General features: G+C 68.8%; 20 protein-coding genes and 1 riboswitch. Of the genes, 9 read left to right on the forward strand and 11 right to left on the reverse strand.

The window, feature by feature from the left end; all coding sequences use genetic code 11:
* Positions 1–9: 9 nt before the first annotated feature.
* Complete coding sequence (locus OX89_RS10630; protein WP_084002048.1) at positions 10–1,467, reverse strand: serine/threonine protein kinase; 1,458 nt, start codon at positions 1,465–1,467, stop codon at positions 10–12.
* Between the two features lie 91 nt (positions 1,468–1,558).
* Between OX89_RS10630 and OX89_RS10635 the strand changes: the two genes are divergently transcribed.
* Positions 1,559–2,146 carry a YqiA/YcfP family alpha/beta fold hydrolase gene (locus OX89_RS10635; RefSeq protein ID WP_047350600.1) on the forward strand — a complete coding sequence of 196 codons (588 nt, stop codon included), beginning with the start codon at positions 1,559–1,561 and terminating at the stop codon, positions 2,144–2,146.
* Here OX89_RS10635 and OX89_RS10640 read toward each other — a convergent pair whose 3' ends face one another.
* The 4 genes from OX89_RS10640 to OX89_RS10655 all read right to left on the reverse strand — a co-directional run bounded on the left by OX89_RS10640 (position 2,147) and on the right by OX89_RS10655 (position 6,012).
* Positions 2,147–3,700, reverse strand: a complete 1,554-nt coding sequence (locus tag OX89_RS10640; RefSeq protein ID WP_047350601.1) for a Wzy polymerase domain-containing protein — start codon at positions 3,698–3,700, stop codon at positions 2,147–2,149.
* A 414-nt stretch (positions 3,701–4,114) separates the two neighbouring features.
* Positions 4,115–4,510 carry a cytochrome c family protein gene (locus tag OX89_RS10645; protein WP_047350602.1) on the reverse strand — a complete coding sequence of 132 codons (396 nt, stop codon included), beginning with the start codon at positions 4,508–4,510 and terminating at the stop codon, positions 4,115–4,117.
* Between the two features lie 71 nt (positions 4,511–4,581).
* Positions 4,582–5,172 (reverse strand): ferritin-like domain-containing protein, encoded by a 591-nt coding sequence (locus OX89_RS10650; protein WP_047350636.1) that lies wholly within the window; start codon positions 5,170–5,172, stop codon positions 4,582–4,584.
* Positions 5,173–5,280: 108 nt separating this feature from the next.
* Positions 5,281–6,012 (reverse strand): RNA polymerase sigma factor, encoded by a 732-nt coding sequence (locus OX89_RS10655; RefSeq protein WP_047350603.1) that lies wholly within the window; start codon positions 6,010–6,012, stop codon positions 5,281–5,283.
* A gap of 128 nt (positions 6,013–6,140) precedes the next feature.
* Here OX89_RS10655 and OX89_RS10660 point away from each other — a divergent pair, with 128 nt between their 5' ends.
* From OX89_RS10660 to ruvC, 5 genes are all read left to right on the forward strand, one after another.
* The gene (locus OX89_RS10660; protein ID WP_047350604.1) at positions 6,141–8,312 is read left to right on the forward strand and encodes a ribonuclease catalytic domain-containing protein; all 2,172 of its coding nucleotides are present in this window, start codon (positions 6,141–6,143) and stop codon (positions 8,310–8,312) included.
* A gap of 79 nt (positions 8,313–8,391) precedes the next feature.
* Positions 8,392–9,252, forward strand: a complete 861-nt coding sequence (locus tag OX89_RS10665; RefSeq protein ID WP_047350605.1) for an energy transducer TonB — start codon at positions 8,392–8,394, stop codon at positions 9,250–9,252.
* On the forward strand, positions 9,252–10,100 hold the full coding sequence (gene aroE, locus OX89_RS10670; protein ID WP_015914251.1) for a shikimate dehydrogenase: 849 nt from the start codon (positions 9,252–9,254) through the stop codon (positions 10,098–10,100). Before OX89_RS10665 ends, aroE begins: the two co-directional genes overlap by 1 nt.
* 3 nt (positions 10,101–10,103) lie before the next feature.
* Complete coding sequence (gene mtgA, locus OX89_RS10675; RefSeq protein ID WP_011806751.1) at positions 10,104–10,826, forward strand: monofunctional biosynthetic peptidoglycan transglycosylase; 723 nt, start codon at positions 10,104–10,106, stop codon at positions 10,824–10,826.
* 79 nt (positions 10,827–10,905) lie between these two features.
* Entirely contained in the window at positions 10,906–11,466 is a 561-nt protein-coding gene (gene ruvC / locus OX89_RS10680; protein WP_015914253.1) for a crossover junction endodeoxyribonuclease RuvC, read from the forward strand.
* A gap of 36 nt (positions 11,467–11,502) precedes the next feature.
* Here ruvC and OX89_RS10685 read toward each other — a convergent pair whose 3' ends face one another.
* Positions 11,503–13,155, reverse strand: coding sequence for a methyl-accepting chemotaxis protein (locus OX89_RS10685; RefSeq protein ID WP_047350606.1), 1,653 nt, complete (start codon positions 13,153–13,155; stop codon positions 11,503–11,505).
* 256 nt (positions 13,156–13,411) lie between these two features.
* Between OX89_RS10685 and OX89_RS10690 the strand changes: the two genes are divergently transcribed.
* Positions 13,412–15,037, forward strand: a complete 1,626-nt coding sequence (locus OX89_RS10690) for a methyl-accepting chemotaxis protein (RefSeq protein WP_047350607.1) — start codon at positions 13,412–13,414, stop codon at positions 15,035–15,037.
* A gap of 51 nt (positions 15,038–15,088) precedes the next feature.
* On the opposite strand, the gene thiC is transcribed toward OX89_RS10690, so the two are convergent.
* The 4 genes from thiC to OX89_RS10705 form a co-directional block, all read right to left on the reverse strand.
* Complete coding sequence (thiC, locus tag OX89_RS10695) at positions 15,089–16,933, reverse strand: phosphomethylpyrimidine synthase ThiC (RefSeq protein ID WP_011806755.1); 1,845 nt, start codon at positions 16,931–16,933, stop codon at positions 15,089–15,091.
* A 101-nt stretch (positions 16,934–17,034) separates the two neighbouring features.
* A riboswitch (TPP riboswitch) is annotated at positions 17,035–17,144 on the reverse strand.
* Positions 17,145–17,178: 34 nt separating this feature from the next.
* The gene (locus OX89_RS18835) at positions 17,179–17,355 is read right to left on the reverse strand and encodes a hypothetical protein (protein WP_013520487.1); all 177 of its coding nucleotides are present in this window, start codon (positions 17,353–17,355) and stop codon (positions 17,179–17,181) included.
* A gap of 9 nt (positions 17,356–17,364) precedes the next feature.
* Positions 17,365–18,288 (reverse strand): UDP-3-O-acyl-N-acetylglucosamine deacetylase, encoded by a 924-nt coding sequence (gene lpxC / locus OX89_RS10700; protein WP_047350608.1) that lies wholly within the window; start codon positions 18,286–18,288, stop codon positions 17,365–17,367.
* 93 nt (positions 18,289–18,381) lie between these two features.
* Entirely contained in the window at positions 18,382–19,974 is a 1,593-nt protein-coding gene (locus tag OX89_RS10705; protein ID WP_047350609.1) for an aldehyde dehydrogenase (NADP(+)), read from the reverse strand.
* A gap of 228 nt (positions 19,975–20,202) precedes the next feature.
* Here OX89_RS10705 and OX89_RS10710 point away from each other — a divergent pair, with 228 nt between their 5' ends.
* On the forward strand, positions 20,203–21,171 hold the full coding sequence (locus OX89_RS10710; RefSeq protein ID WP_047350610.1) for a tripartite tricarboxylate transporter substrate binding protein: 969 nt from the start codon (positions 20,203–20,205) through the stop codon (positions 21,169–21,171).
* A 44-nt stretch (positions 21,172–21,215) separates the two neighbouring features.
* On the forward strand, positions 21,216–22,886 hold the full coding sequence (locus tag OX89_RS10715) for a thiamine pyrophosphate-binding protein (protein ID WP_047350611.1): 1,671 nt from the start codon (positions 21,216–21,218) through the stop codon (positions 22,884–22,886).
* On the opposite strand, the gene OX89_RS10720 is transcribed toward OX89_RS10715, so the two are convergent.
* Positions 22,855–23,826 (reverse strand): LysR family transcriptional regulator, encoded by a 972-nt coding sequence (locus tag OX89_RS10720; protein ID WP_047350612.1) that lies wholly within the window; start codon positions 23,824–23,826, stop codon positions 22,855–22,857. The two genes, OX89_RS10715 and OX89_RS10720, sit on opposite strands and share 32 nt — an antisense overlap.
* Positions 23,827–23,838: the final 12 nt, after the last annotated feature.

Raw genomic sequence — 23,838 nt, forward strand, 5'->3', positions numbered from 1 at the left:
CAAGTCGCTTCATTGCGCTTGACTTCGAAGACGGTTACTCAGTCCTAGCACCTGCAAAGCCGCGGCTTCATCGCCCCCCGACGGCCGGTCAGAGGCCACCAGCGCACGGATCCGGGCCGCCTCCTCCGGGAAATAAAACGAGCACAGCATGCGCCCCAGGCCCTGGAACATCGCGCCGAGAAACGCTTCCTCGCGCTGGTCGCTCGGCCCGCACAGCTGCGCCGCCACGGCGCCGGCCATCATGGTGCGCAAGAATTCCTCGCGCATCTGCTTGGCATGCCCCCGGTCCTGCATGTGCTCCAACAGCACCAGCGACAGCGCCATGTTGCGCACCGCATTGAAGCCTACCAGGCTCACAGCGCGCGAAACCGTGCCGATGCCGCCCCCCAGGTGGGAAAAGGGGGCGCTGTTGACCAATCGCAGCAGCTTGTTGGTGAGGGCAACGCTCTTGAGGATCTCGTTGGTCAGATCGGCAATGCTGTCGTCCTCCGAGTGGGTCATGCGCTGGATGCGCGCCACCGAATCGGACAGCGCCGGAAAGTCACTCTTGTGGCGCATGCGCCGCAGCAGGAAGTCCAGCGCGGCATTGCTTGCCGCCGTAGGGGCGCTCACCGGCGCCGCCCAGGCACGCAAGGCATCGCACATTTCCTGCGCGCTGGCGTAACGCTCGGCAGGGTCGCGCGCCAGGGCCCGGCGCAGGATGGAGCGCAGCCCATCGTCCACGCCTGCCCCCAGATCGTCGGGCAGCTGCGGCGCGTGGCGGGCGACATGCGCGAGCGCCTGCACCGGGTCACGCTCAGTAATCAAACGCCTGCCGGTGAGCAGTTCCACGAGCACCAGCGCAGCGGCGTAGATGTCCGACGCGGGCGCGGGCGCCGCGCCCGCCACCGCTTCTGGCGCCATGTAGGCCGGCGTGCCGCGCGCAATGGGGCCGCCCGCAGGGCTGGCCATGGCCGCGGCGATGCCGAAATCCATGATCCGCGCATGGCGCTGGGCATCCACCATCACGTTCGACGGCTTCAGGTCGCAGTGCACGATGCCGGCCTCATGCGCCGCCTGCAGCCCTTCGAGCAGGTCCACCATCAGCTCCACCGCGTCGTGCACCGCACAGCGGCCCTGATGCGCCAGATGCTCGGCCAGCGTGCAGCCCGGCACATATTCGAACACCAGGTAGGGCTGGCCTTCGTGCACGTCGGCCTCGAACACCGGCACGATGCGCGGGTGCGACAGCCGGCCCACATGGCGCGCCTCGCGCAGACACTGCTCCTGCGCCTGCGCGTCGCCGCCGTCGGCCAGCCACTTGATCGCGACCTCGCGGTGCAGGCGCGTGTCCCGCGCCAGCCATACGGTCGCCTGCGCGCCCCGGCCCAGCACGTGCTGCAACTCGAATCGCCCCAGGCGCTGGCGAGCGGGCATGGCGCCCGCTGCAGCGCCCAGGGTGGCCGGACGGGAAACGGAATCGGGCATGGCGTAAGCTGGCTACAAGATCTACGCATCATCCACCAAAAACCGTTGCCGGACCGGCATTTGCCTTTCGACAGCGCCGACGCTGACAGCCATGCCCACCACCCACCTGCTGTACCTGCACGGCTTTCGCTCCTCGCCCCAGTCCACCAAGGCCCGCCAAGTGGCCGCGCACGTGGCCCAGCACCACCCGGGCGTAACGTTCTGGTGCCCACAGCTGCCCCCTTCGCCGCGCGCGGCGATGGCGCTGGTCGCAGGCGGCATCGCCACCTGGCCGCAGGGACCGGGCATGGCGGTGGTCGGCTCGTCGCTCGGCGGCTACTACGCCAGTTGGGTGGCGCAACAGGCGCGCTGCACCAGCGTGCTGCTCAACCCCGCCGTCCACCCCGCGCGCGACCTGGAACGCCACATCGGCGAGCAGACCGCGTGGCACAACCCCGAAGAGCGGTTCTTCTTCCGCCCCGAGTACATCGCCGAGCTGCAAGCGCTGGACGTGCGCCACCTGCCGCCCGCGGGGCCGGAGCTGCTGATCGCCGCGCAGGGTGACGAACTGCTGGACTGGCGCGAGATGGTCGCGCGCTACCCGCAAGCCACCCAGCGCGTACTGCCCGGCGGCGACCACGCGCTGAGCGACTTCGCCCAGCACCTGCCCGAGGTGCTGGCATTCTGCGACCTGGCCTGATCAGCGCTCCAGCGGCGGGCCACCGGAAGGCTGGCCGCGCTGCCAGCGCCCGAAGTCGTACGGATAGGCGCGGCGGTAGCGGTCGGTGTGCAGCGCCACCTCGTCCTCGCGGCCCAGCAGCCGCGCGCTGGCGATGAGCTTCTCGATCACGCGCGGCTCGGGCGAGTAGTGCAGCAGTTGCAGCGCCAGGGCATGCATCTCGGCCGCATTGGCGGGCGTGACCACCACAGTGGTGAGCTGCGCGAACTGCGCTGGCGCGCGGAAGAACCACACCTGCCGCGCCGCGTCGGCAGCCGTCAGCGCGCGCAGCGCCGCGGGCCGCTCTACCGTGGGACGGTACAGCGCGCTCACGCGCGCGTAGTCGCGCACCAGCACGAACCCCATGGCCGGTGCCGCCAGCAGTGCCACGCCCGCCACCACCGCACCCACGGGGCGCCAGCGCGCCGCACGCGACAGCCAGGGCGCCAGCAGCACCAGCACGGCCAGCGCGGTGGCCAGCTGGAACGGCCCGTACCACAGCGGGAACTCCAGCAGGCTGTGCACGCCCACAAGGGCCAGCACGCCCCAGGCCAGTTGGCGGTGGGGCTGCGCCTCTCGCCAGGGGCGCGCGCGCAGCGCGGCCCACAGCGGTACGCCGCACAGCAGCAGCGCGGCCGGCAGGCCCAGCTCCACTGCCAGATGCAGCGGCAGGTTGTGGGCGTTGTCCAGCAGCACGCAAAAACGCTCTCCCGCAAACGGGTGGATGTAGTGCGCGTAGTCCAGCTCGCCCCAGCCCCAGCCGGCCCAGGGCCGCTGGGCGATCAGCTCCAGCACGTTGGACCACAGCGTAGCGCGGCCGACGCAGGTCTGGGAGCCATCGGCCATCCGCATGAACAGGCCGTCCATGCGCATGCCCGTCCACCGCAGCAGCAGCTGCGGCAAGCCCCACGCGGCCACCGCATAGACCGCCAGCCCCACGCCGGCCATGCCGAGCGCCAGTGCGCCGCTGCTGCGCCGCCACACGACGAGCAGCGCCAACACCACCAGCCACTCCAGCGCCCCCGTGCGCGAGGCCGTGGCCGCGCCCGCAGTGGCCAGCAGCACCATGGCCCAGGGCACCGCGACCGCCGCCAGCACCGGCCAGCGCGCGCCGCGCCCTCCCAGCACCGGGTTGCCGTCCACCTGCTCCTGCAGGCGCGCCACCCACCACAGCAGCGCCCACACGCCCAGCGCCAGCAACGTGGCCTGCTGGTTGCGCTGGCGCAAGTTGCCGAAGGCCAGGCCCGGGCTGGAGGCATGCACCCACGGCGCCCACCCCGGGTCGCCCATGAAGAACTGCACCAGGCCGATGGCCGCGGCCACCAGCGCCGCCAGCAGCAGACCCGCCGCCAGATGGGCGCCCAGGCGCGCGGCACTGGGACGCCAGGCGCCGCACCAGGCCAGCGCCGCCAGCAGCCAGGCGCAGGCGCCGCTGGCCAGCAGCGGCCAAAAGTTGGAATACGGAGCCTCGGTAATGCCAAAGACGAAGGGCAGCGCCATCGCCAGGACCGCCAGCGGCGCGAAATCAGGACGCATGGCGGGGTGGTGGTGCAAAGGCGATCGTGGGCGTCATGGTGGCACCCATCATAGGCGCCGCCATGGCAATAGGGCCTGTTCACACTATTTTTGCCAGATGCGTTGCGATCAAAAAGGGCCAGGCGCAAGGCGCCAAACGAAGCTGGGGTGCTACCCCAGCGAGGCTTGGCAACGCCGCGAATGGCCCTTTTTGATCGCAACCCGGAGGGAACGGAGTGAAAACCGCGCCATTCGTCGTTGCCCTCCTAGCCAAGGCCCCGGCCTTGGCGTCGTCACGCGCCTAGATTGGCGCGGTTTTCACGCCATTCGCACTGGCAAAAATAGTGTGAACAGGCCCTAGCCGCACTTCAAGCCAAAAATGCCTCCAGCGCTTTTGCAGCAAGCGCTGACAGCTATCAAAGGCAGAGCAATGGACTACCTGGGCGTGCAGGCACTCCCCGGCTGCGTAGCCTGGCGCAGCCAGGCGATGAGCGCCGCACGCTCGCCATCGTCCTTCACGCCCGCGTAGCCCATGGACGTGCCGGGCACGGTGGCTGGCGGGTCCTTCAGGAAGCGCTGCAGCGTGCGCTCGTCCCAGACGATGCCGCTGGCCTTCATGGCCGGGGAGTAGCCGTCGAACCCCGGCGCCGTGCCCGCGCGGCGGCCGAACAGGCCGCAGTGCTGCGGTCCCGTGCGGTGGCCCTCGATGGCGTGGCACCCCGCGCAGCGCGCGTAGATCTGCTGGCCGCGCGCCAGCTGGGCCGCGTCAGGCGCCATGGGCTGGGGCGCGGCCAGCGCTGGCGTTGCCGGTGCGGGCCCGGCGACCGCCATGCCCGCAGCACCAAGCGCCAATCCGCCCACCAACGCCCAGGCCCGCCTACGCCCACCTGCCTGGACGCGGGTCATGACAGGAACGCCGAGGGCACCGGCGCCTCACCCAGGGCCTGGCGCAGCACGGCCCAGTGCATGGCCTCGTCGCCCAGGATGCTGGCGGCCACTTGCGCCAGGGCACGGTCGGCAAACAGCGGCACCGCGCCCAGGTAGGCCGACACGGCGCCGCGCTCCAGTCCGGCGGCAAAGCGCAGCACGTCGGCTTCGGCCTTGAGCTTGTCGGTCGGAAAGCCGTACTGCGCCTTGGCCTGCACGGGCTTGCCGCCCATCTTCTGCACGGCGCCGGCGATCGCGTCGGCATGCTCCTTGTGGTGGCCCTGGAACTGCTGCGCCAGCGGCAGCACGCCGGAGGTGAGCAGACCGCTCTCGGCGCCCACCTGGTAGGCGGCCACGGCCTCGTACTCCGCCGCCAGCGCGGTGTTGAGGATGCGTACGTCGGCCTCGTGCTGCCGCGCATCGGTCTTGGCAGCGGCGGCAAGCGCGTCGCGCCCACCCAGCAACGCCACGGCCGAGGCCGAGAGCACGGCCGCGCCCACCGTGCGGCGGCGCGCGAGCAGTGCAGAAGTAGAAGAAGGAGGCAGGAAGAAGGAAGAGCGGTTCATGGTCATCTCCTTGAAGAAAGGGACAAGGGCCGCGCCGGCGGCGCGGGTAATCGGCGCGGCGCACAGCGGCGCGCAGGCCATAGGCGTGGGCGGGGTGGCGCCGGCCCGTCAGGCCAGCAGCCCGCGCCGCGCCAGTGCGTCCAGCACCTGCTGCACGACCTGGTCGCAGCGCGCGAGCGCAAACGGAAAGACGCTGTCGGCGCAGGCCTCCGCCCGCGCGCCCAGCGCGTCGCGCAACATGGCGCGCGAGCGCAGGTAGCGGGTGCGCACCAGCTCTTCGCTGATGTCCAGGCAAAAGGCCGCCTCCTGCACGCTCATCTCCTGCACGGCACGCAGGAGGAACACGCTGCGGTACAGCGGCGGCAGGCTGTGCACGGCCGACTCCAGCAGGGCGCGCAACTGGGCACGCGCAAGTGCCTGGTCGGGCGCGTCGTCGGGCGGGGCGAAATAGGACATGGCATCCTCCGGCTGCGGCTCCTGGTCGCTGGCCTGCGCGGGGTCGATGGCCACGCTGCGCGCACGCCGGCGCAAGACGTCCAAGGCCGTGCGCAGGCAGATGCGCGCCAGCCAGGTGCCCAGCGCGGCATCGCCGCGGAAGGCCCGCAGCCGCGTGAAGGCGCGCAAATAGGCCTCCTGCACCACGTCCTGCGCCTCGGCGTCGTCATGCACCACGCCGCGCGCGGCGCGAAACATCAGCCGGTTGTGGCGCCGCATGATGGCGGCGAAGGCTCCCGCCTCGCCGGCGAGGGCGCGCGTCACCAAGGCCGCGTCCGCCGCACGGTCGGCGATCGGGATGGCAGTGGCAACCGCCGCCTGCGGCAGGTCCTCGGATGGGTGCATGGCTCGCCTCGCTTTCGTTGAGACCCTTTGCCCATTGGACGCACGCCGAAGGCCTGGCGTGACAAACACCCGCAATCACCTGCCACGAACAGGGGCGCTGCCCGCCGCCATGGGAAAATCGCGCCCCTATGCATGCACTGTTCGACGAAGCCGGCAAGTTCCTGGCCGGCCGCATCCTCTCCGAAGCCGAAAGCTCGGCACAGATTGAGCTCGACTCGGGTAAACGCGTCAAGGTCAAGGCCGCCAACATCCTGTTGAAGTTCGACAAGCCCGCCCCGGCCGAGCTGCTGGCGCGGGCGCGCGAGATCGCCGCCGGCGTGGAGCTTCCGCTGGCCTGGGAGTTCGCGCCCGAGGAGGAGTTCGGCTTCGCCGAGTTGGCGCGCGACTATTTTTCTGCCCAGGCGCCAGTGACCGAGCAAGCCGGCATGCTGGTGGCGCTGTTCGAGGCGCCGCACTACTTTCGCCGCGCGGGCAAGGGGCGTTTTCGCAAGGCGTCGGCCGAGGTGCTGCAGCAGGCCCTCGCCGCCATCGAGAAGAAGAAGCAGATCCAGGCGCAGATCGACGCCTGGGCCGCCGAACTCGTCGCCGGCACCTGCCCGCAGCCCGTGCGCGAGCAGCTCTACAAGATCCTGTTCCGCCCCGACAAGAACGCGCCCGAGTACAAGGCCGTGGTCGAGGCCAGCCGCAGCGCGCAGAAGGCTCCGCTGGACCTGTTGCAGGCCGCGGGTGCGATCGACTCCAGCTACCAGTTCCACTGGAAGCGCTTTTTGTTCGACAACTTCCCCAAGGGCACGGGCTTTCCCCAGCTGGCGGCACCCCAGCCGCCGGCCGACCTGCCGCTGGCGGATGTACAGGCCTATTCCATCGACGATTCGGCCACCACCGAGATCGACGACGCCCTGTCGGTGCAGGGCCTGGGCACCGGCACCGTGACGCTGGGCATCCACATTGCAGCGCCGGGCCTGGCGATCCAACCCGGGGGCGACCTGGACAAGCTGGGGCGCACGCGCCTGTCCACCGTCTACATGCCGGGCTACAAGATCACCATGCTGCCGGGCGACGTGGTGCAGATCTACACGCTGGACGAGGGGCGCGCCAACCCGGCCGTGTCGCTGTATGTGACGATCGACGAGGCCACGCTGGCCATCACCGCCACCGAGACGCGCCTGGAGCGCGTGCCCGTGACGGTGAACCTGCGCCACGACCAGCTCGACCACATCGTGACGGAAGAGTGGTTGGCCGACCCAACCATTCAACATGAAAACACGCCACAGGCCTTGCTGGATCTGCGCGAGCAGCTCTCCTTTTTGCACCGCCTGGCGAAAAGCCTGAAGGCCCAGCGCGAGGTGGTGCGCGGCAAGCCCGAGACCTTCAACCGGCCGGACTACACCTTCCGCCTGAGCGCCGCCCGGCCGCCCGAAGGCGCGAACGCCCCCGCGGGGGGCAGCGCAGCCAGCGAAGCGGCAAGCGTGGGGGCCCACAAGCCCCGCAACGACGGCGCCGAGCCCAACGGCAGCGAAACGGTGGACATCACCACCCGCAAGCGCGGCGCGCCGCTGGACCTGATCGTGGCCGAGGCCGCCATCGTCGCCAACAGCACCTGGGGCAACATGCTGGCCGAGCACGGCGTGCCCGGCATCTACCGCAGCCAGGCGAGCCTGGCGCCCGGTGTGAAGGTGCGCATGTCCACCAAGGCGCTGCCGCACGCCGGCATCGGCGTGAAGAGCTACGCCTGGGCCACCTCGCCGCTGCGCCGCTACGTGGACCTGGTGAACCAGTGGCAGATCATTGCCTGCGCGCGCCACGGCAAGACCGCTGCACTGGCCGCACCGTTCAAGCCCAAGGACGCGGAGCTGTTCTCCATCATCAGCAGCTTCGATGCCGCCTACAGCGCCTACAACGGCTACCAGGCCGGCATGGAGCGCTTCTGGACGCTCAAGTACCTGCAGCAGAACCAGATCACCGAGCTGGACGCCACCGTGTTCAAGGAAGGGCCGAACGGCAGCTTCCTGGTGCGCGCCGACACCCTGCCACTGGTGCTGCCCGTGCTGGGCGCGCAGCAGCTGCCGCGCGGCGCACGCGTGCGCGTCAAGCTCGGCGAGATCGACGAGATCACGCTGGACGTGGCGGGCACCCTGGTGGCGCGCCTGGACGACCCGCTGGATGCCAGCGACGACGGCCCGGTGGACGAGGACGAGGGCGACGAGGAGGCCGTGGCCGGCCCGATCGCCATCGCGGTCGATGTCAACGAGGCCGAGGGCGAGGGCGCCGGCGGCACCGCTGATAATCGGGCGCCGTGACAACCGCTCCCTTGCTCCACCGCCATGCAGCGCGCCGCCCTACAGGGGCGCCGCGGCCTGCAGTGATGGCGGCCCGACGATGAAAATCTCCACCCTGCTTCAACGCCTGACGACGCTGCAGATCGCGCTGGGCGTCTCCATCGCCGTGCATGCCGCACTGCTCACGGTGCGCTTCGTGGACCCCGAGAGCTTCAACCGCGTGTTCCAGGACACGCCGCTGGAGGTGATCCTGGTCAACGCGCAGTCCAACGAGCGCCCCGACAAGGCGCAGGCCATCGCGCAGGCGTCGCTGGCCGGTGGCGGCGAGGCCGCCAAGGGACGCGCCACCAGCCCCCTGCCCTACTCGGCCCTCACCACGATCGGCGACGACCTGGAGGAAGCCCAGCGCAAGATGGACCAGATGCTGGAGCAGCAGACCCAGATGCTGGCCCAGCTGCGCAAGCAGCTCGCCGTGCTGCCCGAGCCCGACCCGCGCAAGCCCAGCCAGAGCACCGACAGCCAGGCCCAGGACGAAAAGCGCCGCCAGTTGGTGAAGCTGCTGGCCGAGATCGAAAAGCGCATCAACGAGGAAAACGCCCGCCCGCGCAAGCGCTACATCAGCCCCGCCACGCGCGAGGAGGTGTACGCCATCTACTACGACGCGCTGCGCCGCAAGGTGGAAGACAAGGGCACGCAGAACTTCCCCGAGCAAGGCGGCCAGAAGCTGTACGGCGAGCTGATCATGATCCTGACCGTGAACCATGACGGCCGCGTGCTGGCCACCGAGGTGGTGCAGGGCTCGGGCAACCGCCTGCTGGACCGCCGCGCCGAGGCCATCGCCCGCGCCGCGGGGCCCTTTGGCCACTTCGGCCCGGCGATGCGCGCCAAGGCCGATCAGATCGCCGTGGTCTCGCGCTTCAAGTTCACGCGCGACCAGACCCTGGAAACCGACCTGCGCTGATGACCGCCGCCGCCGACCTCTACTGCGTGATGGGCAATCCCATCGCCCATAGCCGCTCGCCGTGGATCCACGCGCGCTTTGCCCAACTGACGGACCAGTCGCTGCACTACGAGCGCCGCCTGGTTCCGCTGGACGGCTTCGCCCAGGCGCTGCAGAGCTTCGCCGCCGAAGGCGGGCGCGGCTGCAACATCACCGTGCCGTTCAAGCTGGAGGCCGCGCAGCTGGCCACCACGCGCAGCGAGCGCGTGCAGTTGGCCGGCGCGGCCAATACCCTCGTGTTCGACGGCGGCAGCATCCATGCCGACAACACCGACGGCCTGGGCCTGGTGGCCGACATCACGCAAGGCGCGGGCGTTCCGCTCGCCGGGCGCGACGTGTTGCTGGTGGGCGCGGGCGGCGCGGCCGCCGGCGTGCTGGGCCCGCTGCTGCGGCAGCACCCCCGGCGCATCGCCGTCGTGAACCGCACGCCCGCGCGCGCCCAGGCACTGGTGGACAGCCACGCCGCGCTCGCAGCGCTACAAAAAACAGAGCTACTGGCGCTGGACATGCAAGCGCCAGGGGCCGATTTCGATGTGATCATCAACGCCACGGCCAGCAGCCTGGAAGGCGGCCCGGTGCCCGTGCCCGCCAGCGTGCTGCGCCCCGGCAGCCTGGCCTACGACATGATGTACGGCCCCGCGGCGCAGCCCTTTCTGGACTGGGCCTCGGCCCACGGCGCCACCGCGCGCGACGGGCTGGGCATGCTGGTGGAGCAGGCGGCCGAGGCGTTCCTGCTCTGGCGCGGCGTGCGCCCGCCGTCGGCCCCGGTGCTGCAGGAGCTGCGCGCGGCCATCGCCGCGGGGGCCTGAGGCATGCGGGGCGCACTGCGCTGGTGCATGCTGGTGCTGCTGGCACTGCTGGCGCTGCAGCTGTTCTTCGTGGCGCGCATCGCGGCCATGGCGGTGATCGACCCGGAATCCACCACCTTCCAGCGGTCCGAGGCCTGGGCGCAATGGTCCCAAGGCAGCGGCGTGCGCTGGCGCCAGCAGTGGGTGCCGTACGCACAGATATCCGACCACCTCAAGCGCGCGGTGGTCGCATCGGAGGACGACAACTTCGTCAACCACGACGGCGTGGACTGGGATGCCATTGAAAAGGCGTGGGAGCGCAATGCGCGCATCGAGGCGCAACTGGCCGCCCGGCCGTCGGCCACGGGGCGCGCGCCCAAGATCCGCGGCGGCTCCACCATCACCCAGCAACTGGCCAAGAACCTGCTGCTGTCGGGCGAGCGCAACCTGGTGCGCAAGGGGCAGGAATTCGTGCTCTCCCTGGCGCTGGAGCAGCTCCTGCCCAAGCAGCGCATCCTGGAGATCTACCTGAACAACGTGGAATGGGGGGCAGGCGTGTTCGGCGCCGAGGCCGCCGCGCAGCGCTACTTCGGCAAGAGCGCACGCCAGCTCACCGCGCCCGAGGCCGCGCGCCTGGCCGTGATGCTGCCGGCGCCCAAACGCTTCGAGAAGGCGCCCGGCTCGGCCTACCTGGCCGGGCGCACGCGCGCGCTGCTGGCGCGCATGGGGCGCAGCGAGTTGCCCTGAACCACATGTCATTCATACAATCAAAATCGGCCTTAAAACCAATAGCAGTAAGCGCGAACAGCTATAAATTTAATAGTCCATGAGAATCCTTGGCATCGACCCCGGACTGCAGACCACGGGCTTCGGCGTGGTGGACGTGGACGGCCATCGCCTGCGCTACGTGGCCAGCGGCACCATCCGCACCACGGGGCGCGCCACGGGCCTCGCGCTGGGGGACCTGCCGGGCCGGCTCAAGGTGCTGTTCGACGGCGTGAGCGAGGTGGCCGCGCGCTACCAGCCCAGCACGGCGGCGGTGGAAATCATCTTCGTCAACGTCAACCCGCAGTCCACACTGCTGCTGGGCCAGGCGCGCGGCGCGGCGCTCACCGCGCTGGTGAATGCCAATCTGCCCGTGGCCGAATACACCGCGCTGCAGATGAAGAAGGCCGTGGTAGGCCACGGCCGCGCGGCCAAGTCGCAGGTGCAGGAGATGGTGCGCCGTCTGCTGGAGTTGCCCGGCCTGCCGGGCACCGATGCCGCCGACGCCCTGGGCCTGGCCATCACCCACGCGCACGCCGGCGCGGCCATGGCCCGCGTGGGCGAGGTCGCGCAGCTCACGCGGCGCCAGCACGCCATGTACAAGGCCGGGCGCAGTTACTGAACGACTGTACGCAGCCCTTGCCTCTGGGGCCTTTCCCTACGCAGCAAGCGCGGGCAAGCCAACGTCCTTGTCCGCCATTTCCCGAGCGGCGGTTGCGCGCGCCAACGCCACGGCCCCCGGCTGCGGCGCGCTGCCCTGCAGCTTGAAGCGGCTGACCGCCTCGGTCAGTCGGCCGGCCTGGTCGCGCAGCGACTGCGACGCGGCTGCGGACTCTTCCACCAGCGCGGCGTTCTGCTGCGTCATCTGATCCAGGTGGCTGACCGATTGGCCTACCTGGCCAATGCTGCCCGCCTGCTCGGCGGCCGCGCTGGTGATCTCGGCCACGATGTCGGAAACCCGGCGCACGCTGGCCACGATCTCGGTCATGGTCTCGCCCGCCTGCGCCACCAGGCGCGAGCCGCCCTCCACCCGCTCGACGGAGGCGCCGATCAGCGCCTTGATCTCCTTGGCGGCGTCGGCGCTGCGTTGCGCCAGGCTGCGCACCTCGCTGGCCACGACGGCGAAGCCCCGGCCCTGTTCGCCGGCGCGCGCGGCCTCCACGGCGGCGTTGAGTGCCAGGATGTTGGTCTGGAACGCGATGGAGTCGATCACGCCCGTGATGTCGCCGATGCGCCGCGAGCTGTCGGAAATCTCGCCCATGGTCTGCACCACCTGCGCAACCACCGCGCCGCCGCGCACCGCCACCTCGGCCGCGTTGGCCGCCAGCCCGCTGGCCTGGCGGGACGATTCGGCACTGTGCTGCACCGTGCCGGTGAGCAACTCCATGGACGAGGCGGTCTGCTGCAGGCTGGCGGCGGTCTGCTCGGTGCGCTGGCTCAGGTCTTGGTTGCCCAGGGCGATCTCGTCACTGGCCGTGGCGATGCTGCCCGCAGCCTGCTGCACCTGGCCCACCAGGGTGCGCAGCGCATCCTGCATGCGGCCCATGGCAGCGACGAGGTTGCCGATCTCGTCACGCTGGCGGGACTGCACCGCATGCGACAGGTCGCCCGCGGCAATGCGCTCGGCCAGCGCGCGCGCCTGCTCCAGCGATTGCGTGATGGAACGCACGCTGAACAACGTCAGCGGCACCAGCACCGCCAACCCCAACAGCACGGCTGCAGCAATCAGCGTGGACATGGTGGCGGTGCGCTGGTCCAGGGCGGCGCGCGCCTCTTCCATGTGGCCGCGCGCCTGCGTGGCCAGGCTGGCCAGCAGGGCATCGGTGGTGTCCATGTGGGCCTTGAAACGCTCGGCATACGCCCCCGCGCCCGCGCCATCGAGCAGGGCGCGCTCGATCTGGTCGAAGATCGGCACAAGCCCACCTTCGTACTGTCCGACCTCGGCCAGCGCCTTGTCCAGTGCACCCGTGAATTCCGCGTTGCCGGCCTGCACCTCGCGCACCTGCGCCATGCTCTTGCGCAGCGCATCCAACTGGCGGCTCCAGCCCTCACGCAGCGCCTGCACCTCTACGGCGTTGTTGAAGTTGATGATGATGTCCTTCTCGGCGCGGCGCAGGTGCCCCAAGCCGGTGCGAAGTTCGGCCATGTCGGTGAGCGTTTGCACCTGCCGCGCAAACAGCTCTTGCAGCGTGCTGCGCGAGCGGTCGAGCGCAACGTAGCCCAGAGCGCCCACTGCAGTCAGCAGGACCAGGGAAAAAGTCGTGGCGAAATACAGCCGCGCGCGAATGGAAAGCTGCCCCAGAACCCTCATGGCATTCCTTTGCTGAACATGATGACCGGCGTGTGCAAGTTCCACGCCATGGCAGAGATACCGCCTGGTGGGCGGATCGGAATGCAACTGTGTGTTGCAAGCGCTCAATCCCAAGGCAGGGTAATCACGGTCCCGTTGTCTCTGGTGAGATGGGGCTTAGGGAACGCGGCAAGGCATGCCTAGAAAACATATTGTCACAATCTTTGTCCATAGTGCGGTTCGGCTCCACGGGCTTTTGGTCTATCCGAACACGCGCATGTCCTTCTCTTCTTCCCCTACCCGCTCTCTTTCCATCGGCCCGCTGGGTCGCCGGCTGCTGGGCCTGTTCATGACGGTGCTGGCGCTGAGTCTGGTCGGCTCGGCCATCGGCGTGTGGTCGCTGCGGCACATCGGCCAGTCGACCGACGACATGGTTCAGCACAGCGTGGCCAACGAACGGCTGGTGGCCGACGCCTATCGGCTGCAGGCCATCAATGCCGAGCGCTACAAGGCCGTGGCGTTGAGTTCAGAACCCGAGGTGGGGCAAGCCATCGGCGCCGACATTGCCGCTACGCAGCAGCAGTACGACAGGCTGGTAGCCACCCTGGCACAGCGGCTGGCCGGCACAGCCGACGAGGAACTGCTGTCCCGCGTGAAGGCGCGGGCCGCCGACTTCCACGAGGCCCAGGCCGCACTGGTGCAGGCACGCGACTTCGGCCTCACGTCACGCATTCAGCAGGTGTATGGCGAGCGCTTCCTGCCCGCGTCCCAGGCATTGCTGGGGTCGCTGGATGCGCTCACGCAGTCGCAGCGCCAGTCCATCGACACGGCCGCCCTGGCCGTGGGCGGCTGGAGCCAGCAGGCGCGCTGGTCGCTGCTGGCGTTCGGCAGCCTGTCCCTGGTGCTGGGCACCCTGCTCGCGCTGTGGCTGGTGCGCAGCATCACGCGGCCCATTGCACTGGCCAGCGACACCGCGCAGCGTGTTGCGGGGCTGGACCTGCGCCAGGACATCGTGGGCCACGACCGGGACGAAACCGGGCACATGCTGACGTCCCTGTCGGTCATGCAGTCCGCGCTGCGCAGCCTGGCCGGACAGGTGAGCACCTCCGTGCACAGCCTGCACACGGCTTCGTCCGAGATGGCCAACGGCAACGCCCACCTGTCCACCCGCACCGAGGAGGCCGCAGCCAGCCTGCAGGAAACGGCCGCCGCGCTGGAGCATGTGACACGCGCCGTTCAACAATCGGCCGAGACCGCCGAGCATGCCGAGGCACGCGCCGCACAGGCGGCAGCCACCGCGCACGAAGGCAGCAACGTGGTGACGCGCATGGAGCAGACCATGCAGCAAGTGGCCCGCAGCGCGCACCAGATCGGCGACATCACGGGCATGATCGACTCGATCGCGTTCCAGACCAACATCTTGGCGTTGAACGCCGCGGTGGAAGCCGCACGTGCCGGTGAACAGGGCCGCGGTTTCGCGGTGGTGGCCAGCGAGGTGCGCAGCCTGGCGAACCGCTCGGCCGAGGCCGCGCGCGAGATCAAGGCACTGATCCAGGCGTCCGTGCAGCAGGTGGATGCCGGCGCCACCCTGGCCGCTGATGCGGGGCGCACCATGGCGCAGGTGGTGGCGGCCATCCAGGACGCCGCGCGCACGATGGCCGACATACGCTCCAGCCACCATGCGCAGCAGCAGGACATCCTCTCCATCCACTCGGCCCTGTCGCGGCTGGACCAGATGACCCAGCAGAACGCGGCCCTGGTGGAAGAGTCCGCGGCCGCCACCGAGAATTTGCGCGGCCAGGCCCATGAGCTGGCGGCGCAGGTCAGCCGCTTCCGCCTGCCGGGTGAACTGGCGCACGCACTGCCGTCGCCCATGCCCACCCGGCTGCTGGCCGCGGCCTGATACGGCCACTTGGAGCCGCCCTGGCATGACAGGCCGGCGGCTTTGCGTGGGTCAGTCGGCGCGGTGGATGGGCACGTAGAGCTCGCCGCCCGTGCGGTTGAACTCCTCTGCCTTGGACTGCAGGCCCTGTTGGGCGAATTCGCGCACTTCCTGCGTGATCTTCATCGAGCAGAACTTCGGCCCGCACATGGAGCAGAAGTGCGCCACCTTGGCGCTGTCCTTGGGCAGGGTCTCGTCGTGGTACTCCTTGGCCGTATCGGGGTCCAGGCCCAGGTTGAACTGGTCCTGCCAGCGGAAGTCGAACCGCGCCTGGCTGAGCGCATCGTCACGCGCGCGGGCGCCCGGGTGGCCCTTGGCCACGTCGGCCGCGTGCGCGGCAATCTTGTAGGCAATGATGCCCTGCTTGACATCGTCGCGGTCGGGCAGGCCCAGGTGCTCCTTGGGCGTCACGTAGCACAGCATGGCCGTGCCCATCCAGCCGATCATGGCGGCACCGATGGCGCTGGCGATGTGGTCGTAGCCGGGGGCGATGTCGATGGTCAGCGGGCCCAGGGTGTAGAACGGCGCCTCGTGGCAGGTCTTGAGCTGCTCCGTCATGTTGGCCTGGATCATGTGCATGGGCACGTGGCCGGGGCCTTCGATCATGGTCTGCACGTCGTGCTTCCAGGCAATCTGCGTCAGCTCGCCCAGCGTATGCAGCTCGGCAAACTGGGCTTCGTCGTTGGCGTCCGAGGCGCAGCCGGGGCGCAGGCCATCGCCCAGGCTGAACGACACGTCGTACGCCTTCATGATGTCGCAAATGTCCTCGAAGTGCGTGTAGAGGAAGCTCTCCTTGTGGTGCGCCATGCACCACTTGGCCATGATGGAGCCGCCACGGGACACGATGCCCGTGCGGCGCGCGGCGGTGAGCTGGATGTAGGCCAGGCGCACGCCCGCGTGGATGGTGAAATAGTCCACGCCCTGCTCGGCCTGCTCGATCAGCGTGTCGCGGAAGATCTCCCAGGTCAGGTCCTCGGCAATGCCACCGACCTTTTCCAGCGCTTGGTAGATAGGCACCGTGCCGATGGGCACGGGCGAGTTGCGCACGATCCAGTCGCGCGTGGTGTGGATGTTCTTGCCGGTGGACAGGTCCATCACGTTGTCGGCGCCCCAGCGGATGGCCCAGACGAGCTTCTCCACCTCTTCCTCGATGCTCGACGTGACGGCGGAGTTGCCGATGTTGGCGTTGATCTTCACCTTGAAGTTGCGCCCGATGGCCATGGGCTCCACTTCGGGGTGGTTGATGTTGGCGGGAATGATGGCGCGGCCACGGGCGACCTCGTCGCGCACGAACTCGGGCGTGATGATTTTCGGGATGCTCGCACCCAGCGGGTTGCCGGCCAGGCGCTGCTCGCGCGCGGTGTCCTGCATGTATTGCTGCATCCACTCACGGCGACCGTTCTCGCGCAAGGCCACGTATTCCATCTCGGGAGTGACGATGCCCTTCTTCGCGTAGTGCATCTGCGTGACGTTGGCGCCGCTCCTGGCGCGCAGCGGCTGGCGCTGCAGCGCCGCAGCCTCGGCGCGCAGCTGGGCCAGGCGGTCGCCATCCTCGGCCTTCTGGCCGTCGTCCAGCGCCTTGCGTACGCGACCCTCATAGCCCTCGGTGTCACCGCGCGCGGCAATCCATTCGCCCCGCACGCTCGCAAGGCCCTTGCGCACGTCGATCTGCACGGCAGGATCGGTATAGGGGCCGGACGTGTCGTACACGCTCACCACTTCGCCGTTGGTGAGCTGAATGTCGCGCACCGGCACGCGCAGCCCGGGTTGGCTGCCGGCGAGGTAGGACTTGGTGGAAGCGGGAAAGGGTTCGCGCGTGAGCGCAAGCAGGCTGGCGAACTTGTCGGGGGCATTCATGGCGGGCAGCTCCTTCATCGGCGGGATGGATGGAATTGCTCCGCTATCGATCGGATGGACGGACGGAGCACGACCCTTCTTGCGGGTGTACCCGTTCCCCCCTATCCGACTGCAGCTCTTCTTACGCTGGTATGAACCAGATCAAGTTCGCGGTTCCGGCGGTCAGGTCCGCCATCTCAGCACGCCGTTACGTGCACCCCGGAGCGGGGCAAAGTATAGGCGACTTGATCTACGGCAACCAGGCCCTACAGCACGCGTTCGAGGATCAGCACCAGGAAGAACATGGCCGCCGCGATGACGGTCCACTTGACGGTCACGAGCCCGAAGCGCTTGTAGCGCTGCTGGCCCGTGGCCGCGAAGAAGGCGAACGACACGGCCGCCACGAGCAGCAGCAGCATGACGGCCCAGCGAAAGAGCAGCATGGCGGCCCGCTACCAGGCGCGCGCCGGCTGGGCGAAGCCCGTGGGCGCCTGGCGCTCGTTGTCGAAGCTCACGACCTCCCAGGCGTCGGGCTGGGCCAGCAACGCGCGCAGCAGCTGGTTGTTCATGCCGTGGCCCGAGCGGAAGGCGCTGTAGGCCGCCAGCAGCGGCTTGCCCACGAGGTACAGGTCGCCCATGGCGTCCAGGATCTTGTGCTTGGCGAACTCGTCGTCGTAGCGCAGGCCGTCGGCGTTGAGCACCTTGTAGTCGTCCATGACGATGGCGTTGTCCAGCCCCCCGCCCAGCGCCAGGCCGCTGGTGCGCAGCATCTCCACGTCCTTGGTGAAGCCGAAGGTGCGCGCGCGGGCGATGTCGCGCGCGTAGTTGCCGCTCCCAAGGTCGAACTCCACGCTCTGCCCCGTGGAATCGACGGCGGGGTGGGCGAAATCGATCTCGAAGCGCAGCTTGAAGCCGTGGTAGGGCTCCAGGCGCGCCCACTTGAGGTTGTGCCCCTCGCCCTCGCGCACCTCGACGGGGCGCGTGACGCGGATGAAGCGCTTGGGGGCGTTCTGCAACTCGACGCCCGCGCTCTGCAGCAGGAACACGAAGGACGCCGAGGAGCCGTCGAGGATGGGCACCTCCTCGGCCGTGATGTCGATGTACAGGTTGTCCAGCCCCAGCCCGGCGCAGGCCGACATGAGGTGCTCCACCGTGTGCACCTTGGCCCCGCCCGCGCCGATGGTCGAGGCCATGCGCGTATCCACCACGGCGGTGGCGTTGATGGGGATGTCCACGGGCTCGGGCAGATCCACGCGGCGAAACACGATGCCTGTGTCGGCCGCAGCGGGGCGCAACGTCAATTCGACCCGCTGGCCGCTGTGCAAACCCACGCCCACGGCGCGTGTCAGGGTTTTGATGGTGCGTTGCTGGAGCATCGCCTGATTTTAGGCCAAGGGGTTTGGCCGAACGCCCCTGAAATGGCTATGACCGCATTAGCCTGAGGCCGCACCGATGCTGGCTGCGCCGCTTCAGTCGTTGCAGACCAGCACGCCATCGACCAGGCGCGCAAGGCCCAGCGGATTGGCTTGCTGCAACGCGGGCGGCAGCAGTGCATCAGGCATGTCCTGGTAGCAGACCGGGCGCAGAAAGCGGTCGATTGCTGTGGCGCCCACCGACGTGAACGCAGCGTTGGACGTGGCTGGAAAGGGCCCGCCATGCACCATGGCATGGCAAACCTCCACGCCCGTCGGAAAGCCGTTGACCAGAATGCGCCCTGCCTTGCGTTCCAGCACTGGCAGCAGGCGACGCGCCAGGTCATGGTCGCTCTCTTCCAGGTGCAAGGTCGCGGTGAGCTGTCCCTCCAGCTGCTGCGCCACGGCAATCAGTTCGTCCTCGCTACGCGCGACGACCACGACCGAGGCGGGGCCAAAAACCTCCTGCGCCAGGTCGGCCGATTCAAGCCAGCGCTGCGCATCGGTGGTGTACAGCGCCGCCTGCGCAGCATTGGCCTGGCCAGGCGCTGCGGCCACGCCCCGCGCCTGGCACGCCACGCCCTCCAGCGCGTCCAGGCGCGCAACCCCGTGCCGGTAGGCTTCGTGGATACCAGGCGTGAGCATGGTGGCGGCCGGTTTGGCGTCCAGCGCCGCAGATGCCGATGCCATGAATTGATCCAGCTGGGGCGACTCCAGCGCCAGCACCAGCCCGGGGTTGGTGCAAAACTGCCCCACGCCCAGGGTGAGCGATTCGGCAAAAGCAGCGCCCAGAGCCTGGGCGCGCTGCGCCAGGGCACCGGGCAGCAGGAACACGGGGTTGATGCTGCTCATCTCGGCATACACAGGAATCGGCTCGGCGCGGGCATTGGCGATGCGCACCAGGGCCAGCCCGCCCTGGCGCGAGCCGGTAAAGCCCACCGCCTTGATGGCAGGGTGCGCCACAAGGGCCTCGCCAATCGCATTACCGGCACCAAAAAGCAGCGAAAAAACGCCCTCGGGCAAACCGAGGTCGCGCACCGCCTGCTGCACCGCGCGGCCCACCATTTCGGACGTGCCCAGGTGCGCGCTGTGGGCCTTGACGATCACCGGTGCGCCGGCCGCCAGGGCCGAGGCCGTGTCGCCGCCGGCCACGGAAAAAGCCAGCGGAAAGTTGCTGGCGCCAAAAACGGCCACCGGCCCCAGCGGCAGCTTGGCCAGACGCAGGTCAGAGCGCGGCAGCGGCTGGCGCTGCGGCTGGGCCGAATCCAGCGTGGCGCCGAGAAAATGGCCGTCACGCACGACCTGGGCAAACAGCCGCAGCTGGCCCACGGTGCGCCCACGCTCGCCCTGCAGGCGGGCCACGGGCAGGGCGCTCTCCTGGTGCGCACGCTGGATCAGTGCATCGCCCAGCGCCAGGATGTTCTCGGCAATGGCCTCCAAAAAAGCCGCGCGCACTGACAGCGGCAGTTGGCGGTAAGGGTCGAACGCCTGCTCCGCCAGGCATGCAGCGGCATCCACCTCGGCATGTCCGCCCATGCCGAAAACCGGCGCCACGATGTCTTCATTGACTGCGGGGTTGAAGGCACGTTGGGCGCCCTGCTGGCCGCGCACTGCACGCGCGCCAATGAGCATTTCTCCGGTGATCTGCATGGGGGTTGCTTTCTGTAAAAGTCAGGATTGGCAGGGTGGCATTGCCCAGCCTGCGGCAGGCAAGCAATGTAGGTCTGCCCGGTTTGGGCGCCTTTGCACGCGGCACAAACCAGCTGTGCAGGCTGCGCCGACACCCATCGCGACTGGACTGCCGATACTTCAGGCACCCATTCACACCCTCACAGCCGCCGCGCGGCACAGCACAGCCAACAAAGAAAGAGACAAACCATGCGCCTGAATGCCCTGAAGAAATCCCTGATCGCCGCCTGCCTGTCAGGCGCCTGCGCCGTAGCCGCTGCCTGGCCCGACAAGCCCATCACCATCGTGGTGCCCTGGCCCGCTGGCGGCCCATCGGACATTGCGGCCCGCCCGGTTTCCAAAGGACTGAACGAGCTGCTCAAGCAGCCCGTCGTGATCGAAAACCGCCCGGGTGCGGGCGGCAACATCGGCACCAACCAGGTGGCCAAGGCGCCCGCCGACGGCCACACCCTGCTGATCACGGCCAGCGGCCCGATCGTGATCAACAAGCATCTGTACAAGTCGATGCCTTTCAACCCGCAGACGGATCTGCAGCCCGTCACCAACCTGCTGCTGGTGCCCCAGGTGCTGGTGGTGCATCCATCGCTGCCGGTCAACAACCTGCGGGAACTGATGGCCTACATCAAGGAGCGCAAGGGCAACTTTCAGTGGGCATCCGCCGGTAATGGCACGACCCAGCACATGACCGGCGCGCTGCTGCAAAGCCAGACTGGCCTGCAGATGAACCATATCCCCTACAAGGGCTCGGCACCCGCCATCACTGATCTGGTGGGCGGGCATGTGCCGATGCTGATCGACAGCACGATCGCCGTGGTGCCCATGATCAAGGCCGGCAAAGCCAAGGCGATTGCGGTATCGGGCAAGCGCCGCGCGCCGCACCTGCCCAACGTGCCAACGTTTGACGAATCCGGCCTGCCGGGCTTCGAGTCCTACGCCTGGTACGGCTTGTTCGCGCCAGCCGGCACACCGCAAAGCGCGGTCGATACGCTCAACGCTGCCACCCTGAAGTACATGCAGACGCCCGAGTTCCAGCGCGTGGTGCAAGACACGGGCTCTGAGCAGGTGGGCACCAGCCCAGCGGCCTTCACCAAGTTCATCCACGATGAAGCCGCGCGCTGGCAAAAGCTGGCCCCCTCGCTGAACCTGTCGCTGGACTGACCCCAGCCCGCTGCCCTTCCCCTTAGTCCTCGCTGCCTGACCCCATGGAAACCTCTTCCCCCACTCCCCGCAACGGCGGGCAAATCCTGGTCGAAGCCCTGCGCCGCCATGCCTGCGATACCGTGTATTGCGTGCCCGGTGAAAGCTATCTGCCGGTGCTCGACGCACTGCAGGGGCGCGATGACATCCAGACCATCGTCACCCGACACGAGGGTGCGGCATCCAACATGGCCGACGCCTACGGCAAATTGACCGGCAGGCCCGGCATTGCCTTCGTGACCCGCGGCCCGGGTGCCACGCACGCGGCCAATGGCGTGCATACCGCCATGCAGGACTCGACCCCGATGGTTCTGTTCATCGGCCAGATCGACACCGGCATTCGCGAGCGTGAGGGCTTCCAGGAAGTGGATTACCGCCAGATGTTCGGCAGCCTGTGCAAGTGGGCGACGGAGATTGAGGACATTGCGCGCATCCCCGAAATCGTCAACCGCGCCTTCAGCGTGGCAATGTCCGGGCGCAAGGGCCCGGTGGTGGTGGCATTGCCCGAGGACGTGCTGTTTGGCAGCGCCCCGGTGGCCGACCTGGCGCCCGCACGCATCAGCGAAGCCGCCGCCGACGCACAGACGGTTGCCGAAATCGGCCAGGCGCTTGCCAACGCACAGCGCCCGCTGGTCATCGTCGGGGGCACGGGCTGGAGCCCCGCGGCCTGCGCGGCGCTGCAGCAGTTCGTTCAGCGGTTCAACCTGCCTGTTGCGGCCGGTTTCCGGCGCCAGGATCTGCTGGACAACCGCGATCCGCATTACGTGGGGCAGCTGGGCCTGGGCATTTCGCCGGCCCTGGCCGAGCGCGTGCGCCGGGCCGATCTGTTGCTGGTGATCGGCAGCCGTATGTCCGAAGTCACTTCGGGCAGCTATGCATTGATTCAGGCACCGCGCCCGGCACAGCAATTGATCCACATCCACGCGGACGCCAACGAGCTCAACCGCGTGTTCCGCGCCGACATTCCACTCAATGCCACGGTGGCCGCTGCCATACAGTCGCTGGCCCAGCTGGCTGCGCCCACTGGTGCGCCTGCCTGGGACGACTGGGCCGCCAGCGCGCGCGCCGACTACGTTCAGCACAACACGCCCGTGCCGCGCGCGCCTCAGCAATCCGGGGTGGAGCTATCCAGCGTGGTGGCGCATTTGTCGCGCACCTTGGCCGACGACGCCATCCTTGCCAACGGCGCAGGCAACTACACCGTGTGGGTGCACAGGTTCTTTCAGTACAAGCAGGCTGGCACCGAACTTGCGCCCACCAACGGCGCCATGGGCTACGGGCTGCCGGCCGCCATTGCCGCCAAGCTGGCCCGGCCGCAGAGCACGGTGGTGTGCTTTGCAGGCGACGGCTGCCTCATGATGTACCCGCAGGAGCTGGCCACCGCAGTGCAGTACAACGCCGCGGTCATCGTGATCGTGGTGAACAACGGCATGCTGGGCACCATTCGCATGCACCAGGAGCGCGAGTACCCGGGCCGGGTTTCGGCCACGGCGCTGGTCAACCCGGACTTCGTGGCATTTGCCCAATCATTTGGCGCCTATGCGGAGCGGGTCACGTCCGAGCAGGACTTTGCAGCCGCCTTCGAGCGCGCCCAGACCAGCGGCCGCGCCGCGCTGCTGGAGCTGTGCACCGATCCGGCGCAGATCACGCCGTCTGCGCGCCTGGCGGCTGCCTGAGCATCACTCCATCAGCCAGCCATTGGGCGCCGGGCCAGCCGCCGCTGGCGACCATGCGGTGGGCCAGATCGCGAATGATTCCGTTGAGCACCCACAGCGCTCGCGAATGGATCGGGGTCTTGCCGACCACCAGGGCCACGCAGCGCTGCGCCTCCGGCCCCTGCAACGGGCACGCCTTGAGCCGGCCCTGCGCAATGTCCTGCGCCGCTGCAGCCAGCGGCAACACGGTCGATCCGCACCCCTGGTGCACCAATTGCAGCGTCATGGCAATGGAGCTGTCGCACTCCAGCGCTACACGCGGGGCAAACCCGTGGCGTGCGCACAGCGCATCCACCATGACACGCAGGCCGTGGTGGGTGCTGGGTAAAACCAGGGGATGGTCGGCCAGTGCCGACACCGCCAGGCTGGCCTGCGGCAGCGCCTGGCTTGGGGGGACCACCAGGTACAGCTGCTCGGACAACAGCGGCTCATAGACGACGCTGCCCGTGAACTCGGGCCGGTACAGCACCGCAACATCCACCTCGCCCGCATGCAGGCCGGCCAGGATGCTGCTGGCCAGTGCCTCGGTGAAATGAATGCGCGACCTGGGAAAGCGCTCACGCAGCGCATGGAACAGATCGCCGAACAACACCTTGGCAATGGTCGGCTGCGCGGCAATGCGAATCGCCTGGGGCCCGTGCTCGGCATCCCGGGACACCGCTGCTTCGGCCTCTTCCAGCAGCGCTGTCACCTGCCGTGCGTAGCCTCGCAGCGTCTGCCCCTGGGCCGTCAGGCTCATTCCCCGGCCACTGCGGTGGAACAGGCGCACGCCCAGCCGGGTCTCCAGCTGCGTGATGCGCCGGCTCAGGGTGGAGGTGTCGCAGCCCAAAGTGAGCGCGGCGGCCGATACGCTCCCGGCATCGGCCACCAAGGCAAAAAAGCTGAGATCGTCGGAATGCATCGGCTGCACCCA

The sequence above is a fragment of the Diaphorobacter sp. J5-51 genome, from assembly GCF_001023515.1.
GTDB classification, from domain to species: Bacteria; Pseudomonadota; Gammaproteobacteria; order Burkholderiales; family Burkholderiaceae_C; genus Diaphorobacter; species Diaphorobacter nitroreducens.

What these genes read in the sequence shown, in the direction of transcription:
- OX89_RS10630 (WP_084002048.1), bottom strand. Translation starts at nt 1,467, where the DNA reads ATGCCCGATTCCGTTTCCCGTCCGGCCACCCTGGGCGCTGCAGCGGGC.
- OX89_RS10635 (WP_047350600.1), top strand. Translation starts at nt 1,559, where the DNA reads ATGCCCACCACCCACCTGCTGTACCTGCACGGCTTTCGCTCCTCGCCC.
- OX89_RS10640 (WP_047350601.1), bottom strand. Translation starts at nt 3,700, where the DNA reads ATGCGTCCTGATTTCGCGCCGCTGGCGGTCCTGGCGATGGCGCTGCCC.
- OX89_RS10645 (WP_047350602.1), bottom strand. Translation starts at nt 4,510, where the DNA reads ATGGCGGTCGCCGGGCCCGCACCGGCAACGCCAGCGCTGGCCGCGCCC.
- OX89_RS10650 (WP_047350636.1), bottom strand. Translation starts at nt 5,172, where the DNA reads ATGAACCGCTCTTCCTTCTTCCTGCCTCCTTCTTCTACTTCTGCACTG.
- OX89_RS10655 (WP_047350603.1), bottom strand. Translation starts at nt 6,012, where the DNA reads ATGCACCCATCCGAGGACCTGCCGCAGGCGGCGGTTGCCACTGCCATC.
- OX89_RS10660 (WP_047350604.1), top strand. Translation starts at nt 6,141, where the DNA reads ATGCATGCACTGTTCGACGAAGCCGGCAAGTTCCTGGCCGGCCGCATC.
- OX89_RS10665 (WP_047350605.1), top strand. Translation starts at nt 8,392, where the DNA reads ATGAAAATCTCCACCCTGCTTCAACGCCTGACGACGCTGCAGATCGCG.
- aroE (WP_015914251.1), top strand. Translation starts at nt 9,252, where the DNA reads ATGACCGCCGCCGCCGACCTCTACTGCGTGATGGGCAATCCCATCGCC.
- mtgA (WP_011806751.1), top strand. Translation starts at nt 10,104, where the DNA reads ATGCGGGGCGCACTGCGCTGGTGCATGCTGGTGCTGCTGGCACTGCTG.
- ruvC (WP_015914253.1), top strand. Translation starts at nt 10,906, where the DNA reads ATGAGAATCCTTGGCATCGACCCCGGACTGCAGACCACGGGCTTCGGC.
- OX89_RS10685 (WP_047350606.1), bottom strand. Translation starts at nt 13,155, where the DNA reads ATGAGGGTTCTGGGGCAGCTTTCCATTCGCGCGCGGCTGTATTTCGCC.
- OX89_RS10690 (WP_047350607.1), top strand. Translation starts at nt 13,412, where the DNA reads ATGTCCTTCTCTTCTTCCCCTACCCGCTCTCTTTCCATCGGCCCGCTG.
- thiC (WP_011806755.1), bottom strand. Translation starts at nt 16,933, where the DNA reads ATGAATGCCCCCGACAAGTTCGCCAGCCTGCTTGCGCTCACGCGCGAA.
- OX89_RS18835 (WP_013520487.1), bottom strand. Translation starts at nt 17,355, where the DNA reads ATGCTGCTCTTTCGCTGGGCCGTCATGCTGCTGCTGCTCGTGGCGGCC.
- lpxC (WP_047350608.1), bottom strand. Translation starts at nt 18,288, where the DNA reads ATGCTCCAGCAACGCACCATCAAAACCCTGACACGCGCCGTGGGCGTG.
- OX89_RS10705 (WP_047350609.1), bottom strand. Translation starts at nt 19,974, where the DNA reads ATGCAGATCACCGGAGAAATGCTCATTGGCGCGCGTGCAGTGCGCGGC.
- OX89_RS10710 (WP_047350610.1), top strand. Translation starts at nt 20,203, where the DNA reads ATGCGCCTGAATGCCCTGAAGAAATCCCTGATCGCCGCCTGCCTGTCA.
- OX89_RS10715 (WP_047350611.1), top strand. Translation starts at nt 21,216, where the DNA reads ATGGAAACCTCTTCCCCCACTCCCCGCAACGGCGGGCAAATCCTGGTC.
- OX89_RS10720 (WP_047350612.1), bottom strand. Translation starts at nt 23,826, where the DNA reads ATGCATTCCGACGATCTCAGCTTTTTTGCCTTGGTGGCCGATGCCGGG.